This window comes from Parafrankia colletiae (assembly GCF_001854655.1).
Lineage (GTDB): Bacteria > Actinomycetota > Actinomycetes > Frankiales > Frankiaceae > Parafrankia > Parafrankia colletiae.
Window position 1 is genome coordinate 45743 of record NZ_MBLM01000147.1, and the last position, 18862, is coordinate 64604.

Consider the following 18862-nt stretch of genomic DNA (forward strand, 5'->3'; position numbering starts at 1 on the left):
CACGGGGGGCGTCGATGGGTTCCAACGCGGACGATCGACGGAAGATCACTGAATATCTCGGGCGTCAGCTCATCGGACCGGTCGGTGGCGACGACGAGGTGCTGCTGGAGGAGCCTGCGGGACGCTATCTGACTGCCATCCTGTATCCCCAGGAGCAGGAGAACGCCCACGATGGCGACTCCAGCGCGACCGGTGATGTCGGGGAGGAGATCGACGAGCAGGGCGGCCAGATCRGCGACGAGGTCGACGAGGATCCCCTGGCGCTGGCCGGCCAGCACAAGCCCAGCTCGGCCGGCCTGACCTTCATGACCAGTGGCTGGGCACCGATTGTCGTCGAGGCGGAGTTCGCCCGCTACACCGCCGACGGCGGCTCTCCGAAACGCTGGACGCGCCGGCCGGTTCGGCTCGTCGGCGACGATGCCCTTCGGCTGGACCCGCCCGGCCCGGCCGATCGACGCCGTACCGGGCATCTGCCGCTCCCCGACGGAAGGGCCAGCCTCGACGTGGTCTGGCGGCCCCAGGGGAGCGGAGGCGCCATCGTCACGGTGTCGCTCGTCAACAGGGCCAGAACGGGGACCAAGGCCGAGGAGGCCGCAGGTTGCATGCTCCAGGTGAGTCTGCGGGCGCGGCCGGAGACCGGCACGATCCAGCGGTACCCGAACGCGCCGCACCTGTACCGCGACGACGAGGCGGAGGAGCTCGAGCTCCTGTACCGCATGACCCCGACCTACGCCGTCGGTCACGGCGTCGCCGCGGCCTGGACGGGCGACGGTCGCGAGACTCCGGAGTGGGTGCACACGTCGTACGTGCCGGCGCATGTCGTTCCCGGCATCTCGTTCAAAGTGCCGGGTCACGAGAGGATCCTTGATCTCGCCGCACTCGCGCGGTTCGACACCGCCGAGGCGGTGGATCTGGTCGGCGCACTCGACGCATTCGTCGACAGCTACGACGCATGGGCAGAATCCCTGCACGCCCAGCTGGTCGATGGCACGGTGCCGGCCCACCTGCACGCCGCGGCCGGCCGAGTTCTCGACGACGTGGACAAGGCCCGCCTGCGGATGCGGTCGGGTGTGCGGCTTCTCGAGTCGGACCGGACCGTCCGTCTCGCGTTCGCGCTCGCGAACCGCGCGATGCACTGGCAGATCGTGCACCGGGGCGACGATCTCGCCGGCGAGCCGCACGAGACCTCCGACCCACCCGAGGTCAACCCGGACTACCCCGATAACACCCATTTCTGGCGCCCGTTCCAGCTGGGCTTCCTGCTGCTCACGCTGCACGGCGCCGCTGTGGCAGACAGCCCGGACCGGGAGATCGTCGATCTGATCTGGTTCCCCACCGGCGGTGGGAAGACGGAGGCGTACCTCGGTCTGACGGCGTTCGTCATCATGCTCCGGCGGCTTCGGGGCGAGGACGACGCAGGCGGCACCACGGTGATCACCCGCTACACGCTGAGACTGCTGACAACGCAGCAGTTCCAGCGAGCGGCGACACTGATCTGTGCCTGCGAGCTTCTTCGCCGGGCGGATCCGGCGGCTCTGGGCAGCGAACCGATCTCGATCGGTCTCTGGGTCGGCAACGAAAACACCCCCGGGGACTACCAGCAGGCACGACAGCTGCTGGAACGGCTCAGGGAGTCCGAGACCGTCGACACGAGCACGAGCTTCCAGATCGAGCTCTGTCCCTGGTGCGGGACACGGATCACCCCCGGCGAGCACTCCGTGAACCACCAGTGGGGCGTCGAGGCGACCAACAGCGCCTTTCTCGTTCGTTGCCCGAACCTGCGCTGCCCCTTTCACGACCGGCTGCCGTTGTCATCCGTGGACGAGGACCTGTACGAGCATCCGCCGACGTTCCTCGTCGGCACCGTCGACAAGTTCGCCCGCACCGTGTGGGACCCGCGGTCCGGGGTCTTCTTCGGCTCTGGCGACCAGCCCGGCCCGTCGCTGATCATTCAGGACGAGTTCCACCTGATCTCCGGGCCGCTCGGAACAATGGTCGGGATCTACGAGGCCGCCTTCGACGTACTGCTGGCCCACAACGGAAGTCGACCGAAGTTCGTCGCGTCGACCGCGACCGTCCGGCGCGCGGAGGAGCAGACCTTCGGCGTGTTCGGCCGGGAGGTCTCGCTGTTCCCGCCCGCCGGCCTGGAGGCCGACAACTCGTACTTCGTCAGCACTGATGACAGGGCACCCGGCCGGCTGTATCTCGGCGTGATGCCGCAGGGGCACACCCCGCTGACGGGGCTTGTCCACCTGGCTGCTGTGCTCCTGCAGAGCCCGGTCGACATCGAGCTGACACCCACCGGCCAGGATGCGTACCGGACCCTGATCGTCTACCACAACAGCCTCCGCGAGCTGGGCAAGACGATCACCCTCGCCCACGACGACATCCCCGCCCGGGTGAAGGTCATCGCCGCCGGCGAGGGACGCACCCGGCCGCTGACCGACGACGACGTCGTCGAACTGACCAGCAATGTTCCGGGCCGGAACATCCCGAAGGTGYTGGAGCGCCTCGGCAGGTCGTACGACGGGAAGGATCCGGTCTCGCTCGCGGCGAGCACGAACATGCTGTCCGTCGGTGTGGACGTCCCCCGGCTCGGTCTGATGGTCATCGTGGGGCAGCCCAAGACGACGGCCGAGTACATCCAGGCGAGCAGCCGGGTCGGCCGCACACACCCCGGACTGGTCGTCACGCTGTACTCGCCGTCCAAGCCGCGAGACCGCTCCCACTACGAGACCTTCATGGCCGACCACACGACGCTCTACCGGTCCGTCGAGCCGACCTCCGTGACGCCCTTCTCACTGCCGGCCCGTACCAGGGCACTGCACGCCGGTCTGGTCATTCTGGCGCGGCACGCACGCGGCTGGAGCGGCGAGATCGACGCCGGTGCCTTCGACCAGGACGATCCCGTGATGAAGGGACTCGTCGACCAGCTGGCCCGGCGGGCCCGGGAGGCGGATTCCAGCGAGTACGAGAAGGTCCAGGAAGACCTCTCGCGGCTGGCAGCCGAATGGACGGCGAAAGTCCTGCGCACCGCGGACGACGAGCCCGGACTGACATACGCCCCCAGAGGCTCCCGGAGCCCGGGGCCGGCCCTGCTGCGCCATCACGAGCAGAAGGCCGACGCCTGGCCGACCCCCGACTCCATGCGCAACGTCGATGTCATGGTGAATCTCACTGTCAGGGGGGAGAAGTGACAGTTCGCAGGGTCCGTCGCTCCCAGACCATCAGTCCGTTCGGCGTCGGGGCGATCATCGACGTCCTCGGCGAGTCCTTCGTCGCCGAGGACGCCGGCCGTTGGCCGTGGCACGACGTCATCTCGATGCCCCGGCTGGCCGAGATCCTCGGCATCAACGAGATCGGGGGCGCCCCGGCCGACGGGAAGATCCCCTACTACCGCTTTCCCCGATGGCTCTTCTGCCCGAGCTGCCGCCGGATGGAGAAGTGGAGCACCTCGCGGGAGAAGAAGAACACCGTTCCCGCCTGCGAGCACTGCCCGAAGCGACGGCTGGTCCCCATGCGGTTCGTGGCCATCTGCGGAAACGGCCATCTCAGCGATGTCGACTGGTGGCGGTGGGCGCACTCCAGCAGGTTCGGTACCGGGGGTGCCCCCTGCCGGGGCAGCCGACTGGCCTTCGAGACAAGCGCCGGCATCGGTGGAGGCCTGCGCTCGACGCAGGTACGCTGCCTCACCTGCAGCGCTGCCCGGTCGTTGGAGGATCTTCCGACCAAGGACGCGCTCAGGCGCGTCGGGCAGCACTGCTCTGGCCTCCAGCCCTGGCAGATCCCCTCCGAGAGTGAGAGTTGCGAGGAGCATCTGCGTGCCGTCCAGCGCGGCGCGTCGAGCGTCTACTTCCCCCGCACGATCTCGGCCATCGACATTCCGCCGGATTCCGACTGGAGCACGCGGAGCGATCCCGCGCACCTGCTGCGCGAGAACAGTGACTTCCGTTGGCTTCTGGAACATCCCGACCACCCGCGCCGGGCGCAGCGCATCGAGTTCCTGCACGAGGACACCGACATCCCCGTGGAGCGGATCCGGCAGGAGCTGAGTGCGGCGGAGGCGCAGGCGGACGTCACCACGGTCGCCCGCACGGAGGCCGACATCACGCCCGCGGAGTGGACGGCTCTCACCGAACCACCGGCGACCACGGACTCCCGCGACTACTTCCAGGCGACGGCGACGACGATCGACGCCACCAGCATCACGGGCCGTCTCGCGGACGTGGCAAAGCAGCTCGAGTTCCACTTCCTCGGAGTGACCACCGTCGAACGTCTTCGTGAGGTTCGGGTGTTGCGCGGCTTCGAACGGCACACGATGGCGAGGGAGATCCGAGCCAACCTGCGCTCCCGCACCGGCTTCCTGCCCGGAGTCGAGGTTCTGGGCGAAGGATTCTTCCTGCGCCTCAACGAGGAGGCGCTGGCCGCCTGGGAGCAGCGCCCCGAGGTGGCCGACCGTGCGCAGCGACTTGTGCTGCGGAAGAAGGTCCGGCCCGAGCTCGGCTGGCTGGCTGACCCGACGCCCAGGTACCTGCTGCTGCACACGTTCGCGCACCTCCTGCTGCGCCAGACGGCCTTCGAGGCCGGCTACTCGACCTCGTCACTGCGGGAGCGGCTGTACGTGACCGACACGGAGACGGGTCCGCGGATGGCTGGCGTGATGATCTACACTGCGGCCGGCGACTCCGAGGGCACCATGGGCGGGCTCGTCCGGCTCGGGGAGCCGGAACGACTCGTCCCGCTGGTCGCCGGAGCTCTGGCCGCCGCTCGCTGGTGCTCGTTCGACCCGGTGTGCGGCGAGTCCTCCGGCCAGGGACTGCACGGCCTGTCCCTCGCAGCCTGCCACGCGTGCTCGCTGGCGCCGGAGACCAGTTGCGTGGCCTCGAACCGGCTGCTCGACCGTCGTATGGTCGTCGACGAGGAGTTCGGCTTCTTCCGCGACGTGCTCACCACGATCGAGGACGCCTACGGCACCGAACTCCGGTGACGACGACGGCGCGCACTCCCGGCGAGAACTCAGAGTTCTCGCCGGCCTGTCACCTGATCACCGCGGCTCTGGGCTCGGGCATGGCGGCATCCGCCGTCCGGGGGGCGAGGGCACTCTCCTGCGCCCGGCACCGGGTGACGATCGTGGCCGAGAACTCGCTGCTCGTCGGCCACCTGCGCCACCTGCTGYCACCCACGGAACGTGGCATCGAGGTCCGGACCTTCCACTCGTTCCTCAGCAGGTTCTGGTACGAGCTCTTCCGCGAGCCGCCGCCCACTCACGATCGCTATGTCTTCGACTTCCGAGCCTGTCTCAACCGTGCGTTCGACATCGCTGCCGGACCACGTGCCAGCCGGCATGTCATTGTCGTTGACGGCACCCGGCTCCCCCGCGAGTTCTACCTCCTGCTGCGGGCTCTGGGCGTGTCGACGACGGTCCTCGTGGAGGCAGACGCCGGGCTTGGCGAAACCACCGTCCGTCAGATCCGGAGAGCGATGGGGGATCCGTCGTCCGCCGAGCTGCCGGTCAACTGCAGGAACACCGTGCCCATCGCACGGCTGGCCGGCCACTTCCGCACCCTGGCCGGCTGCACCGCGTCCGCCCTGCCGACCAGGGCCGGCGGCCTCCCGGCCCTCTGGCACACACCGAATCTGGCCAGCCTGGCTGGGCACCTGCACGAGTACCGCCGCCAGCACCCACGTGAGCGCATCGGTGTTCTGGTTCAGCAGCGTGTGCAGGTCGAGGCCCTCCACCGTGCGGTCATCCGGAGCGGGACGGGCCCCGTGCAGTTCCAGCACGGCGGCACCCCGAGGTTGCCGGGCCAGTCGATCGACCTGGCCAGCCCCGGGCTGAAGATCACGACCTGGGCGGCCGCCCGAGGGGTCGAGTTCGACACCGTCGTCGTCGCGGAACTGCAGGACGTCACCCTCGAGGCATCGGCCCCGCTGCTGACGGCGACGCTGGAGTACCTGGTGACCCGGGCGCGCCGGATGGTCGTTCTCGCCTACTCGGGCGAAGGCGACCCGCGGCTCGTTCGCGATCTTCCGCTGTTCCTCCTCGACGACCAGCGAGCCGAGCTTCTCCCACGCGAACCGACAGGCAAGCGCAAGGCAGATGCCGCTGCCGAGGCCGAGCTCCCGATAACCGACACCGACGGCGAGAGCGATCCGGACGACCCGCTCGAGGATGAACCGTCCGCGGAGGAGTTCGCCCCGGTGCAGCCAGCCGACGGCCCGGTGGCGCTTCCGACCGACGCCGTCGAGGCGGCGCTTCGTGTCCTGGACGACGACAGACTGCGCCGACGCCCGAGCCGGTACATCCTGACCGCGGCCGAGGAGATCGGCCTGGCGATGCTCATGCGCCAGGGTCGTTCCCTGCACGAGGATCTGGAGAGGACGTTCCGGAGACAGCTGGAACCGACGGACGTGCGGGCGCGCGCACACGACGCGCTGGTGCTGCACAACCAGAGGCTGGTCCACTCCATCTCGCAGAAGTACGAGGGGCAGGGCCTCGACCTCGAGGATCTCTCCCAGCACGGAATGATCGGGCTGCTGCGTGCCGTCCAGAAGTTCGACGCGTCCAGGGGCCACAAGTTCTCCACGTACGCCACGTGGTGGATCCGCCAGGCGGTGACCCGGGCCGTGGCCGACGAGGGCCGACTGATCCGCCTGCCCGTGCACTTCGTCGAGAAGATGAACAAGGTCCGGCGTACGCTTCGCGAGCTGCAGATGTCGGCGGAGCGCCCCGGTGAGGTCGCCACCGTCGCCGCTGCGGCAGGCCTGTCCGAGCGTGAGGTCGAGCAGTGCCTTCTCGCACTCCAGCAGCGGGTGATCGGGCTCGACCAGTCGGTGGGCGAGCACGGGGACACGGTCCTGAGCGAGCTCATCGACTTTCCCGCTCCTCCCGGCACCGATCCGGACGCGGTCTTCGACCGGGAGTGGCTCCGCATGGCGGTCGCCAGTGGTCTCGCGGAGCTTCATCCGAGAAGTGCGGAGATCGTGCGGCTGCGCTTCGGTTTCGAGGACGACGAGCCGCGGACCCTGGAGCAGGTCGGCCAGGTATTCGGCGTGACCAGGGAACGCATCCGCCAGATCGAGAAGAAGGCGCTGGACCAGCTGCGGACGTCGCTCCGGCAGGTTCGTTCGGAGAATGCCGTCGGGCCAGGGCCGGGGAAACAGAAACACGGGTCTCCGTTCTCCGGGCGCGTTCGACCAGCAGTCCCGAAGCCGTCCGGGGCCACCCTGCGCCCGCCCCTCGTCCGCAGAACCGACTCGGTGCCCGTGGCCTCGCGGGACCCGTTCCTGCTCGCCCATCTGGCTACGCAGGACCTCGGCACGGAGACGGTGCGGGTCGACCACCTGGTGGCACACGTCCGGCCCTATGTCCTGCCGCATCCGTCCCGGCTGGCGGAGGAGGACTTCGAGGAGGTCGGCGAGCCCTCCACATGGCGTCGGTCGCAGGGTCTGTATCTCGTGTCGGACGGCCGTTTCTGGTCGCTCGGCGGGTGGCTGGGCCTGCCCGACCTCGCCGCGGACCAGGACTCGGATCTCGCCCGCATCGAGGTCGAGGTCGAGCGGTCCCAGCTCGAGGCCTGGACCTGCGGTGACGGTGGCCGGCAGGTCCGCGTCCCGGCTCCGTTGCAGAGGGACATGACCAGGCTTGCGAAAATGACCAGAGGGCTGTCGGCCGACGTGTTCCGGCGCCACCAGGCCTCGCCCGCGTGACTCCAGATCGGACGGCAATGAGCACAGAGATCACCGACTTCGTCGTCGAGCTCCAGCAGTGGGTGTACGAGAAGGCGTCGGCCGACACTCTCATGGTGAAGAACGCCTTCGTCCAGGTCGCCGGCGAGGCGCTGACCGAGGACGGAACTCTCGACAACCCGGAGTACGTCCCGTTCCACAAGCAGTGGAAGAAAAGCCTCCTCGAGGTRGCCGGCTTCGACATCAGCACGGACGGTTCGGTGCTGCGGCTGCTGACGGTGCATCACGGCGAGCAGACCGTGCGGAAGAGTYGGATCGAACAGCTGGTCCGGTCCGCCGTCGACTTTGCCGCCGCGTGCCTGACCGACATGCCCGACGGGCTCGAGAAGTCGGCCCAACGGGACATGGCCGAGCGCATCCGTGACTCGTGGGCGGACTTCGAGCAGGTCCAGGTCATCGCGCTCACCGACGGTGCCGTCAGCAGGGCCGGGGTCTGGGCCACCGATCTCAGCGTCGACGACCTGCCGGTCACGACCCAGCTCTGGGACCTCACCCGGCTGCACCGTCTGATGACCTCCGGCCGCCGCCAGGAGGAGATCGTCATCGACCTCCTGGAGATGGGCTACGAGATCCGCTGTCTGGAGGCGCCCCGGCAGCCGGACGAGTACGAGTGCGTTCTGGCCGTGCTGCCAGCGAAGCTGATCGCCGAGCTGTACGACCGCCACCACAGCCGTCTTCTGCAACGTAACGTGCGTGCCTTCCTGCAGGCCCGCACGAAGGTCAACAAGGGGATCGCCGAGACCATCAGGAACAACCCGGGCAGGTTCCTCGCGTACAACAACGGCATCTCCGCGACGGCGACGGCCGTCGAGTTCGGCTCGGGAGCAGATGGCACCCGGATCATCAGCAGGATCCGGGACCTCCAGATCGTGAACGGTGGCCAGACCACGGCGTCGCTGCACGTCGCCTTCAAGGCAGGCGTCGACAGTCTGTCCGACGTGCACGTGGCCACCAAGTTCACGATCGTCGGCGACCAGCTCCTCGACGAGCTCGTCCCGAAGATCTCGATGTACGCCAACTCCCAGAACGCCGTCACCGCCGCCGACTTCGAGGGCAACAGCGCCTACCACGTCGAGATGGAGAAGCACTCGCGGGCGATCTGGGCGCCGGTGTCCGGACTGGCGGAACGGCAGACCCGCTGGTATTACGAGCGGGTCCGCGGACAGTACGACGTCGACCGGGCGCGGTTCACCACGCAGTCGAAGCGCCGACAGTTCGATCTGGACAATCCGAAGAACCAGAAGATCACGAAGACGGACGCGGCGAAGTACGAGTACGCGTACCGCTGCCAGCCGCACGTGGTCAGCCTGGGTGGCCAGAAGTGCTTCCAGGCATGGTCCATGCACGGTGAGCCCAGCACGAACGACACCCCGACCGACATCGAGTTCCGCGATCTGGTCGCCAAGGCGATCCTGTACAACCGGGTCCGCAGGATCATCCAGCAGCAGGGTTACAGCGGATACCTCGCCAACATCACTGCAGTGACGATCTCCCTGGTCGTGGATCGCTTCGGCGGAATGATCGATCTTGGCCGCATCTGGCGGGCGCAGGCCGTGCCGGAGGCACTCGAACGCGTCGTGCCTGAGCTGGCGACGCAGGTGCGCGAGACGATCACCAGTCCGCCCGGCAACGGGAACATCACCGAGTGGTGCAAGAAGGAGGCCAGCTGGCTCGAGGCCCAGAAGACGATCAGGTGGGCCCCGCCTGCCGACCTGGTGGCCGAGCTGGCAGTACCGGCCTCCGATGCCGCCTAGGACCGGCAGCGAGCGGCCGGTCCGTAACGCGGGCGGGACCGCCGGGGGATACGGGGTCAAACTGGTGCGTGGGCCGTTCGTTCGGCTGGAACCGCATGTGGACAGCTGTGGCGACGTCCGGGAGCTGGAAGAGCTCGTCGCGCGGCTGCGAACCGAGGACCCACAGCGGCTGCTGGCGGCAGACCTGTTCTCCGGTGCCGGCGGGCTGAGCCTCGGGCTGGAACAGGCAGGGCTGCGGGTCGTGCTTGGTGTCGACCACGACCCCGAGGCGACCGAGACACACCGGCATCACTTCGCCGGGCTCACCGTCGACGATGATCTGGCGGACCAGAGCAAAGTCGACGAGATCGCAGGCCTGATCCGCTCGCTCCGTCTGGACGTGGTGGTCGGCGGGCCGCCCTGCCAGCCATTCTCGCGCGCGGGCCGCTCGAAGATCCGGCACAGGGTGCGGCTCGGCCTTGCAGAACCGCACGACCGGCGGCGCGACCTGTGGGAATCGTTCCTCGCGATCGTCCGCCAAGCCGGCCCGGGATGCGTACTCATGGAGAACGTGCCGGACATGGCGCTGGACCGGGAGATGTTCATCTTCCGCACCATCGTCCACACACTCGAGGAACTCGGCTACACGGTCGAGGCGCGGCTCGTCGAAACCTCCCGCTACGGCGTGCCGCAGTCCCGACAGCGGCTGGTCATCGCGGCTATGCGGGCGCCGATGCGGTTCCGCTGGCCCGACGACACCGGCAGACGGGTCACGGTCTGGAACGCGATCGGCGACCTGCCCGAGGTCGACGGCGGCTGGCGGCCGGCAGGCGGGGCGGCCGGCTGGTCGGAGTACTCCCCCGTCCACCAGACGACCTTCCAGCGGGACATGCGTACGGGGGTTCCGGCCGCCGAAGCCGGTCGGGTGTACGACCACATCACCCGCCCTGTCCGCCCGGACGACCTTCAGGCCTTCGAGCTGATGGACGAGAGGACCCTCTACTCGGACCTGCCCGACAACGTGAAGCGGTACCGGGACGACATCTTCGACGACAAGTACAAGCGCCTCGGCGAGAACGACCTCTCACGGACCATCACCGCGCACATTGCGAAGGACGGATACTGGTACATCCACCCGCGGCAGAGTCGGACCCTGACCATCCGTGAGGCGGCGCGCCTGCAGACCTTCCCCGACCACGTACGCTTCGCTGGGCCACCGTCAGCCGCCTTCCGGCAGATCGGCAACGCCGTGCCGCCGCGACTGGGCGAACACCTCGGGCAGGCGCTGGTCAGGAGCATGACCGTGCCCGTTGCTTCCCGGCCGACGACGATCGAGCTTGCAGGACGCCTGAAGGCATGGTTCGACAGTCAGGGAGCCGCTGGCCTGCCCCTGCCGTGGCTGGCCGCCACGACGCGATGGCAGGTGGTGGTGGGCGAGATCCTGTTCGGCAGGGTGGCCGCCGACCGGATCCGCCTGCTCTGGCCACTCTTCGCCCGCTGGCAGGATCCGGCCGCCACCATCGAGGCCGAGGCCGACTTTCTTCGGGCCTCCGGATGGATCGGCCGTGAGCATCGCGCCGAGCAGCTGCTGGACGCCGCGGACTGGCTGACGAAAAATCCGGACGCGCTCGACGCGCCGGACCCCACCGGAAAGATCCCCCATGTCACGGCATCCGTCCTCGATCTCGCTGTTCTGACGGTCCCGTCGGTGGACATCGACGCGAGTCCGGAGCCGGTCCTCGTCGGCAGGGGCGTGCTGCGCCTGGCGGCCCGRCACGACGGCAGCGATGTCGACCACAGAAACCGCATGTCCGACGGTCGGCTCGCCGTGGCCCGTCTGATAGGCGGCCCCGGCACCGCACGCGAGGCGCATCTGGCACTCGTCGCGCTTGCCAGCTCCATGTGCCGGCCGAACGCCCCGAGATGCACGGAATGCCCACTCACCACCACGTGTCAGCGCTCGACCGGTGCGGGCACCGGAGCAGAGGCACCCATGACCTCGTCCTCGACGGGAAGAACCGGGGCGTGAGCAGGGAAGCACCCGTCGCAGCGACCGGCCAGGAGCCCGCGATGAAGCCGACGTGGACGGTGACCCGGGCAGGCAGTCACCTGCGGGGGCGCAGATCACGGAACACCAAGCCCGAGATCGCGCTGCGCAGGGCGGTACACGCGCTTGGCCTGCGATTCCGTGTTCACCAGCAGGTTGTTCCGCGCTGCACGCCCGACTTCGTGCTCCCCCGCTGGCACCTCGCGGTCTTTGTGGATGGCTGCTTCTGGYACGGCTGCCCCACACACGGGATGAAGCAGTACCGGGGCCCGAACGCCGACCTCTGGCGGCAGAAGATGGAGGCGAACCGCAACCGGGATCACCGCAACGACGCTGCACTCGCCGAAGCGGGCTGGAAGGTGCTCCGGGTCTGGGAGTGCCAGGTCCGCCGGAACGTCGCGGAGTCCTCGCTGTTGGTGCTCAGAGCCGCTCAGGAGGCCCAGAGACCATCCGCCGACAGCGCGTCGTCAAGACGGACCACCGCCCGATCGGCCTCCTCACGACCGTAGGCGCAGCCGACCTGCCTGAGCGGACACGCCGAACAGACCGGAACACCCGGCCCACACACCGTCATTGCCAGGTGACGGACAGCCGCCATGCGCTGCGGAGCCTCCTCACCGGTTCCGACGAGTCGGGCAAGGTCGATCCGGCCGTCGGTCAACGAGTTCTGCTCATGCGAGGTGGTTCCGCGGAAGCGCGCAGCCACGCGGACCGCGCTCGTTCCCGCCACGAGCACGTCGTGGCCACGCAGCAGCCTGAAGATCTTCGCCTGCGCCGGCCGGAGTTTCAACAGCCCGATCACCTCGTCCGCCTCGTCGGACAATGTGACGTCGACCAGCAGACGGAGTCTCTCCAACCTGCGTCGGGTGTGGTGTGGCACCGCCGCCAGGCAGGCCTGATATGTCTCCTCGTCGAGTCGGTCCCGGTCACGCAGCAGGGCGAGCGCGGGCATGTCCTCCGCGGGAACGGGCTGAGGACGGGACAGCAGCGCGCAGGCCACCGCGACCAGCGGCGTCATCATGCTGCCGGGAACGGCCGTCCAGACCTCGCTCCTGGCCAGGTCGGCAGCCCAGATCTCGAGGGATCGATGCACCGCTGACCAGCTTGCCGAAGACGGGGCGACGGGTGCTTCTCCTCCCGTCTGCGGAAGCAGAGCATGAGCCGCGGCCGCACCTGCGAGCGGAGGAACCGCGTTTCCGATCTGCCTGAACGCATCACTTCTGTATCCCGCGAAACGAAACCTGTCCGGAAAGGTCTGGATGCGAGCCGCCTCGCGAACGGTCAGTGTGCGTAGTTCCTCCGGGTGGATGTACCAGTAGCCGTCCTTGGCGATGTGCGCGGTGATCGTCCGACTGAGCTCCTTCCATCCCAGCCGGTTGTACTTGTCGTTGAACGAGTCCGACCGGTATCTCTTCATCTCGTCCGGAAGTGCGGAGTAGAGAGTCGTCTCGTCCATGAGCTCGAACGCCCTGCGGTCGTCCTCCCGGACCGGCCGGGTGAAGTGGTCGTGGATGCGGCTCTCCACGGCGCCCTGGCGCATCTCCCGGGCAAACCCGCTCAGCGCCTCGCCCTGGTAGTCGATCTCTCGGGTGCCGGTGGTGAGACCCAGCCTGGGGAGGTCACGGATTGCGTCCTCAACTGTCACCTGCGGCCCCTCGGCCGCGGGTGGCCAGACGAAGTGGTCACCGTCCTGACGGGCAAGCAGTATCAGGCGGCGACGGTGCTGGGGCACACGGAACTTCCAGGTGTCGATGATCCGCACCTCGGTGGCGTAGCCGAACGCCTCCAGGTCTCCGACGATGCGGCGCACGGTCTGGAAGTCATCGACCAGTCCCATGTCCGGAACGTTCTCCATCAGCACAGCACGCGGGCGCAGCTCGAACACGACCGAGAGAAACGCCATCCACAGTTCGCGGCGCGCGTCGAGACGAGAGCGCGTTCCCTGCGCGACCAGGCTACGGATCTTGCTGGCCCCGGCACGGCTGAACGGCTGGCAGGGAGGGCCGCCTGCCACAAGGTCGATCTTCAGGCCGACCAGGGAGTCGGTCAGCTTCTTCCGATCCTCGGGCTCGCTCAGGTCGAGCTGTGTCGCTCTGCCCCGAAAGTTGGCCCTGTGGGTCTCGACGGCGCGCGGGTCGTGATCGACAGCGGCGACCACGGTCCAACCCGCCTGCTCCAGACCCAGGCTGAGGCCGCCGGCACCGCTGAAAAGGTCGACGGCGAGGCRTCTGCCAGCCGACTCCTCGGCCCGACACCAGGCGACGAACTCGTCCTCGGAGGGGCTGCCGGGGCACGGCTGCAACCGCAGCAGGTCGCTGCGTTCCAGCCGCACGCCGTAGGAAGCCATCCGTACACCCTCCCCACAACCACCGCGACCCTGATCCGCCACATTCGGCGCAGCCACCGACGCGCTGTAGTAGTTAACAACAGTCGCCACGGGATCGAGCACCCGGGACCCACCGGAGACGAGACCACCACGCCCTTCACCGACAGACCCTGATATCGAACACACGTTCTGTCAACTGCCGCCCGGGCTCTCGAGCAGGGCAGGCACCCGTCGGTCGCCATCCCGTCGAACGCAGGACGCACCCGCATGCCGCTCCGACGCCGGAAGGCCACCACCCACCACCCACGCCAACTACCTCGCGGCAGTCGAAACAACATCCACGCTCAGCTGTACCAGAGCTTCCTCGACTCGAACCCGCGCGTGAGATCCTGGGGGCCGCCGACATCAGGCAACAAAGGGGGACACAGAGTGGCTGGCCGACGGTCCTACGAGGTCACTCCGTCTGCGGCCCGGCTGACCCGATCCCTTCGCGACGTCGGCTACGACTTCCCCGCCGCCGTCGCCGACCTCGTTGACAACAGTGTGTCCGCAGGGGCCACCCACGTTCAGGTGATCGTCAGGTTCGACGGAGTCGCATCCCGAGTCCTCATCGCGGACGACGGAGTTGGAATGAGCGAGAACGCGCTGGTAGAGGCCCTGCGGTTCGGCTCCCGTCGCAGCTACCAGGAAAAAGACCTCGGTCGATAYGGGCTCGGCCTGAAAACAGCGTCCCTGTCGCAGGGCAGGTCGGTCACCGTCGTGACCCGACGATCGACCTCCGCCGACCGTGTCTTCGTCCGTGAACTGGACCTCGACCTCGTCGAAGAACTCGACGAGTGGCTTGTTGTCGCCCCAAGATCTTCGGCCGAGATCGAACACGCACGCGAGCTTCTTGGTGCCGGATCCGGCACCGTGGTTCTCTGGCGCGATCTTGACCGAGTACTGCCCGAGAACCGTCCCGACGGCGGGTGGGCACGCAGGCGACTCGACTCCTACGCCCGAAAGACCGCCGATCACCTTGCCGTCGTCTTCCACAGGTTCATCGAAGGCCTGCCCGACGGCAGGAAGGTGACCATCTCGGTGAATGGCGAGAAGATCCTCCCCTGGAATCCCTTCGCACCGAACGAGGAGCATCGCCGCGAACTGCCCGCACAACAGTTCGAGATCACCGTCGGCAGCGCCTCCGGCGTCGTGCACATCCGACGGTTCGTGCTTCCTCCACGCACCAAGTTCTCGTCTCCGGACGAGTTCGAGCGCATGTCTGGACCGCTGAACTGGAACCGCCAGCAGGGACTCTACATATATCGCGCGAACCGGCTGGTCCAGTGGGGCGGCTGGGCGGGAATTCGCGGTATTGACGAACACACCAAGCTGGCACGTGCATCACTCGACTTCGAAACCTCGCTCGACCCTGTATTCAACATCAACGTCTCGAAGATGAGAGTCTCGATTCCGCCGCAGCTCCGCCRGATGGCGACGGCCTCGATCAACGAACTGTGCCTCGCCGCGAACGCCGCCTACCGCCGTTCGTCGCCCCATGGAAATCTTCCTCTGCACCGCGACGCACCCCAACCGTTATCAGCACCGAGCRCCGACCTCGCACTCGCAGGTCTCGCGCTTCGTTCCGCGGCCATGCAGTCGGGGCATTTCGAGGCTCTGGAATCCATCCTTGCCATCATCCGTCGCGACGCTCCGGACATCGCCGCTGCCCTTGACCTGGCCGTCTGATCCGCGCCTCCGCAAGGAAACGCGACGAAATGTCAACCCGATCTGACTGACAGGCGCCTGCCAGTAACCTCGCGCCGAGAGGCACTGCATCGGGGTCGGACAGCATCCTTTGAATTGCTGACGGGACGCGAGGAGATCTCATTATCGAAATCTCTGCCGGCTGCCCCACCGACCGATTGGCGTTGCTGCTTCATGGACCGAAGGAAGCCCAGCCAGCATGCGCGGGCGACGAGACGGGCGTGGTCACGCGTTGCCATCGACTGCGGCTGCCTGGACAGGTACCACTRCGCGGCGGGCGACGACATCAAGTGCCCGCGTCACGGCGGATTTGACACATGCTGCGACAGGCAGAGCAAACACATTCCGATTCTGCTCCGTCATCGACTGCTCTGGTGCGCCCGGCGAGTACTGCACGGAGATTTCAGGCACGGACTCCCTGACGACGAATTCACGTTCGACGCCTGACCGGAGGGCGCCAGGGGCCCCACCCGTGGCCGGTCGCGGAGGAGTACGACATCCTGGTCCTCGATCCGGCGCCCGGCCTCGTCGCCGACCGTCGTCGCGGACAGAGGCGCTGGTGCGCCGGGACTCGTCGTATTCACCGGGGCCCGACTGGCGCTGGCACCGTCGTCCGTCCCGGCCATCGACTCATTGCCGGCATGTGGGCCAGGTGTGCCAATTCTGTGGCGATTCGCCGCTAGGCTGATTCCACGATGACGGGGGCATTCACACCGGGGCGGCCTGGCCGCCAGGAAGTTCGATGATCGTCGACCGGGAGCGGGTCGCCACGGCGCTCCCTGGCTACATGCTGGGCCAGCAGCTGGGTGCAGGGGCGTTCGGGCTGGTGCTGGCCGCGGAGCATCGGCGGATGGGTCGCGCGGTGGCGGTGAAGGTGATGCCGGCCGAGACAGCCGAGGGTGTGCGGGTGGACTTCGCCGCCGAGGCGAGGGTGCTGGGGCAGCTGGACCATCCGCACGTGGTGCGCGCCTTCGACTACGTCGAGGCCGAGGGCCTGTGCCTGGTCGTGATGGAGCTGCTGGCCGGGGGCACGCTGACTCGGCGTCGCAGCTCCATGAGCCCGGAGCAGGTGTGCGCGGCGGGGCTGGCGGTGGCCGCGGCGTTACGGCACGCACACGAACGTGGAGTCCTTCACCGTGACATCAAGGCAGACAACATCCTGTTCGCTGCCGACGGGACACCGAAGGTCACCGATTTCGGGATCGCGAAGCTGTTCGAAGGCTCGGCAGCCACTGCCAGCGGGTTGATCGGTACACCGATGTACATGGCGCCGGAGCAGATCGAGGGAGGCCGGCTGGGGCCGGCGACCGATCTGTACGCGCTCGGCGTGGTGCTCTACCGGCTGTTGACCGGGAGGGCCCCGTTCGATCCGAAACAGCCGCTGCCGATGCTGTGGCGCCAGCACCTGACCGACCCACCCCCACCGATGGTCGGGGTTCCCGCCCCCGTGGCGGCGGTTGTGCTGCGGGTGTTGGCGAAAGCGCCGTCCGACCGCCACCACGATGCCACCGCCTTCGCGCTCGACCTCGCCCGTGCCGCCACCCAGGCCTACGGCGCTGGCTGGAGTTCCAGGGTCGGCGCACCACTCCACCTCGACGACGCCGTTCGACGCGCCACAGACCCCCAGCTTTCCCTGGCCCCTGTTGGTCGTGACAACAGAGGCGCCGCGGTAGCGCCGACCAGACTGCGGGTCACGGCGCTAGCACCGAACCGCACCGACGTCGACAGCACCGCGCCCGTGTCACCGTCTGGCTCCCGTCTCAGCCACACCGCCGTCGAGGATCACCCGACTGTCCGGGCACAGCCTGCGGAGCCCCCGGAGGCCTGGGTCCCGAACATGGGTGACCTCGACGACCAGCGGTCGGCAGTCGGCAGTCTCCTCGCCTGGCTGGGCGAGTATGGTCGGCGCCGGGCGGCACGGAGGGTCGCTGCGAATATCGCGACGCGCGAACGGCAAATCCTCCTGGCTGAGCTTGGGCGGCGGTTGATCGATTCCCAGCAGCCATCTGCAGCCCAGCGCCCGCCAGTCGTTCCGCCTTCGGTCGGCCATGACCGGGATCCGGCGAGGTCAATGGAATGACAGACATTCGACAGGTCCGGCGAAAGGGCTGGGTTGACAACGTTTAGCCAGTCTCTGCCCGCCCATGAGCGCATTCAGAAACGCGGTTCAGGGAATTCTTGAAAGGCTCCGGAGTCCCACGGCGGTTGACGGCGCCGTCTGCGGGAACCTCGTGGGAGCTGTACTGGGGGAACACGCCCTGCCCCAAGACTGGGTCTGCGAGCTCGAAGGCTTCGAGATCGTCGAGCGGGTCACCGACGACCTCGTCCGGGAGATTGACCGGACAAGGTCGGTCTCCGACAAGTTCGGCGCCGCGCCCCAAGGCTCAATGCCGTTTAGCTTATTTTTGATCATGCTGCTGTGGTGAGTGGGTGGAAGCGGATCGTGGCGGGCCCGGGGTGGCGGGTAGAAGCGGGTTCGGGCCGGTGGGGTTTCTTCTTGTGGTAGTCGTTGTGCTGCCCGCGTTTGATCTTGCGGGGGCAGGTCCGGTGCCGCCGTGGCGGGTTCAGCCGGGTGGTGATCTCGGTGTGGAAACGGRGCAGGGCGGTGTGCCAGTCCTCAGGGAGAAAAATCCGCGGTTCCGGTGGCGGAACGGCGGACCAGGCGCAGGGTGCGGGTGAAACCGACCCGGTCGGGGTCCACCTCCGCGGCATCCGCCGCATGGGTGATCAGGACGGCGAGGGCATGGTGGACGAGCAGGAACGCCCAGATCTCCTGGTAGGCCAGGTCAGGCAACCGGGAACGCAAGGGCCGGCCGGGGCCCCGCAGATGGGTCTTGAGCTGGTCGTTCGCGGTCTCATGCTCCCACCGCTGGTGGTAAGCCCCGGCAAGGTCGCCAGCGGAGGCCTCGGTCGGGTCGAGCAGGSTGGWCAGSAGMACRATCAGCTCCCCGGCACCGTCACCGTCACGGTCGGRCACGTCGTACTCGACGACCCGGACCAGACGCGCCTCCTCGGGGTGTAGGGGTTCCCCGGCTCTCGCAACGTCGAGGACCCGATCCCGCCGAGCCCCTTTGATCTTCGGGTCGATCAGGACCGTGAGGAACGTGCCGTCGTCCAGCACCGTCACCACCGGCAGGTTCACCGTCGCTGGAGCACGCCACAGCAACCCGGCCCCGGTGTCCGCCGCCAGCCCCCACGCGGCGAACGAGTAGAAGTTCCTGTCCGCGATCAGCAGCTCGTCGTCGCGGAGCCGCCCGTAGA

The 18862-nt window shown here is 68.0% G+C and carries 10 protein-coding genes and 1 pseudogene; 9 read left to right on the forward strand and 2 right to left on the reverse strand.

Annotated features, from left to right (window positions below; all coding sequences use genetic code 11):
- The first annotated feature begins 14 nt into the window (after nt 1-14).
- The 6 genes from CC117_RS26275 to CC117_RS26300 are packed head-to-tail and all read left to right on the forward strand — an operon-like array spanning nt 15 to nt 12038.
- Entirely contained in the window at nt 15-3197 is a 3183-nt protein-coding gene (locus CC117_RS26275) for a helicase-related protein (protein ID WP_071088764.1), read from the forward strand.
- Nucleotides 3194-4987 carry a DrmB family protein gene (gene drmB, locus CC117_RS26280; protein WP_071088766.1) on the forward strand — a complete coding sequence of 598 codons (1794 nt, stop codon included), beginning with the start codon at nt 3194-3196 and terminating at the stop codon, nt 4985-4987. The genes CC117_RS26275 and drmB overlap by 4 nt, the downstream gene beginning before the upstream one ends.
- Nucleotides 4984-7710, forward strand: a complete 2727-nt coding sequence (locus tag CC117_RS26285) for a sigma-70 family RNA polymerase sigma factor (protein ID WP_071088768.1) — start codon at nt 4984-4986, stop codon at nt 7708-7710. Before drmB ends, CC117_RS26285 begins: the two co-directional genes overlap by 4 nt.
- A 17-nt stretch (nt 7711-7727) precedes the next feature.
- Complete coding sequence (locus CC117_RS26290) at nt 7728-9503, forward strand: AIPR family protein (RefSeq protein WP_071088770.1); 1776 nt, start codon at nt 7728-7730, stop codon at nt 9501-9503.
- Nucleotides 9493-11511, forward strand: coding sequence for a DNA cytosine methyltransferase (locus tag CC117_RS26295; RefSeq protein WP_084132817.1), 2019 nt, complete (start codon nt 9493-9495; stop codon nt 11509-11511). Before CC117_RS26290 ends, CC117_RS26295 begins: the two co-directional genes overlap by 11 nt.
- Nucleotides 11512-11552: 41 nt before the next feature.
- Nucleotides 11553-12038: a very short patch repair endonuclease gene (locus CC117_RS26300; protein WP_071088774.1), complete on the forward strand. Its 486-nt coding sequence runs from the start codon at nt 11553-11555 to the stop codon at nt 12036-12038.
- On the opposite strand, the gene CC117_RS26305 is transcribed toward CC117_RS26300, so the two are convergent.
- On the reverse strand, nt 11960-13876 hold the full coding sequence (locus CC117_RS26305) for a DNA cytosine methyltransferase (RefSeq protein WP_071088776.1): 1917 nt from the start codon (nt 13874-13876) through the stop codon (nt 11960-11962). The two genes, CC117_RS26300 and CC117_RS26305, sit on opposite strands and share 79 nt — an antisense overlap.
- 408 nt (nt 13877-14284) lie before the next feature.
- Between CC117_RS26305 and CC117_RS26310 the strand changes: the two genes are divergently transcribed.
- The 3 genes from CC117_RS26310 (at nt 14285) to CC117_RS26320 (ending at nt 18027) form a co-directional block, all read left to right on the forward strand.
- On the forward strand, nt 14285-15583 hold the full coding sequence (locus tag CC117_RS26310; RefSeq protein ID WP_071088778.1) for an ATP-binding protein: 1299 nt from the start codon (nt 14285-14287) through the stop codon (nt 15581-15583).
- A gap of 760 nt (nt 15584-16343) precedes the next feature.
- Entirely contained in the window at nt 16344-17681 is a 1338-nt protein-coding gene (locus CC117_RS26315; RefSeq protein ID WP_071088780.1) for a serine/threonine-protein kinase, read from the forward strand.
- Between the two features lie 64 nt (nt 17682-17745).
- Complete coding sequence (locus CC117_RS26320; RefSeq protein WP_071088782.1) at nt 17746-18027, forward strand: hypothetical protein; 282 nt, start codon at nt 17746-17748, stop codon at nt 18025-18027.
- Nucleotides 18028-18218: 191 nt separating this feature from the next.
- Here CC117_RS26320 and CC117_RS37610 read toward each other — a convergent pair.
- Nucleotides 18219-18862, reverse strand: a pseudogene (locus CC117_RS37610) (IS4 family transposase); the annotation flags it as partial.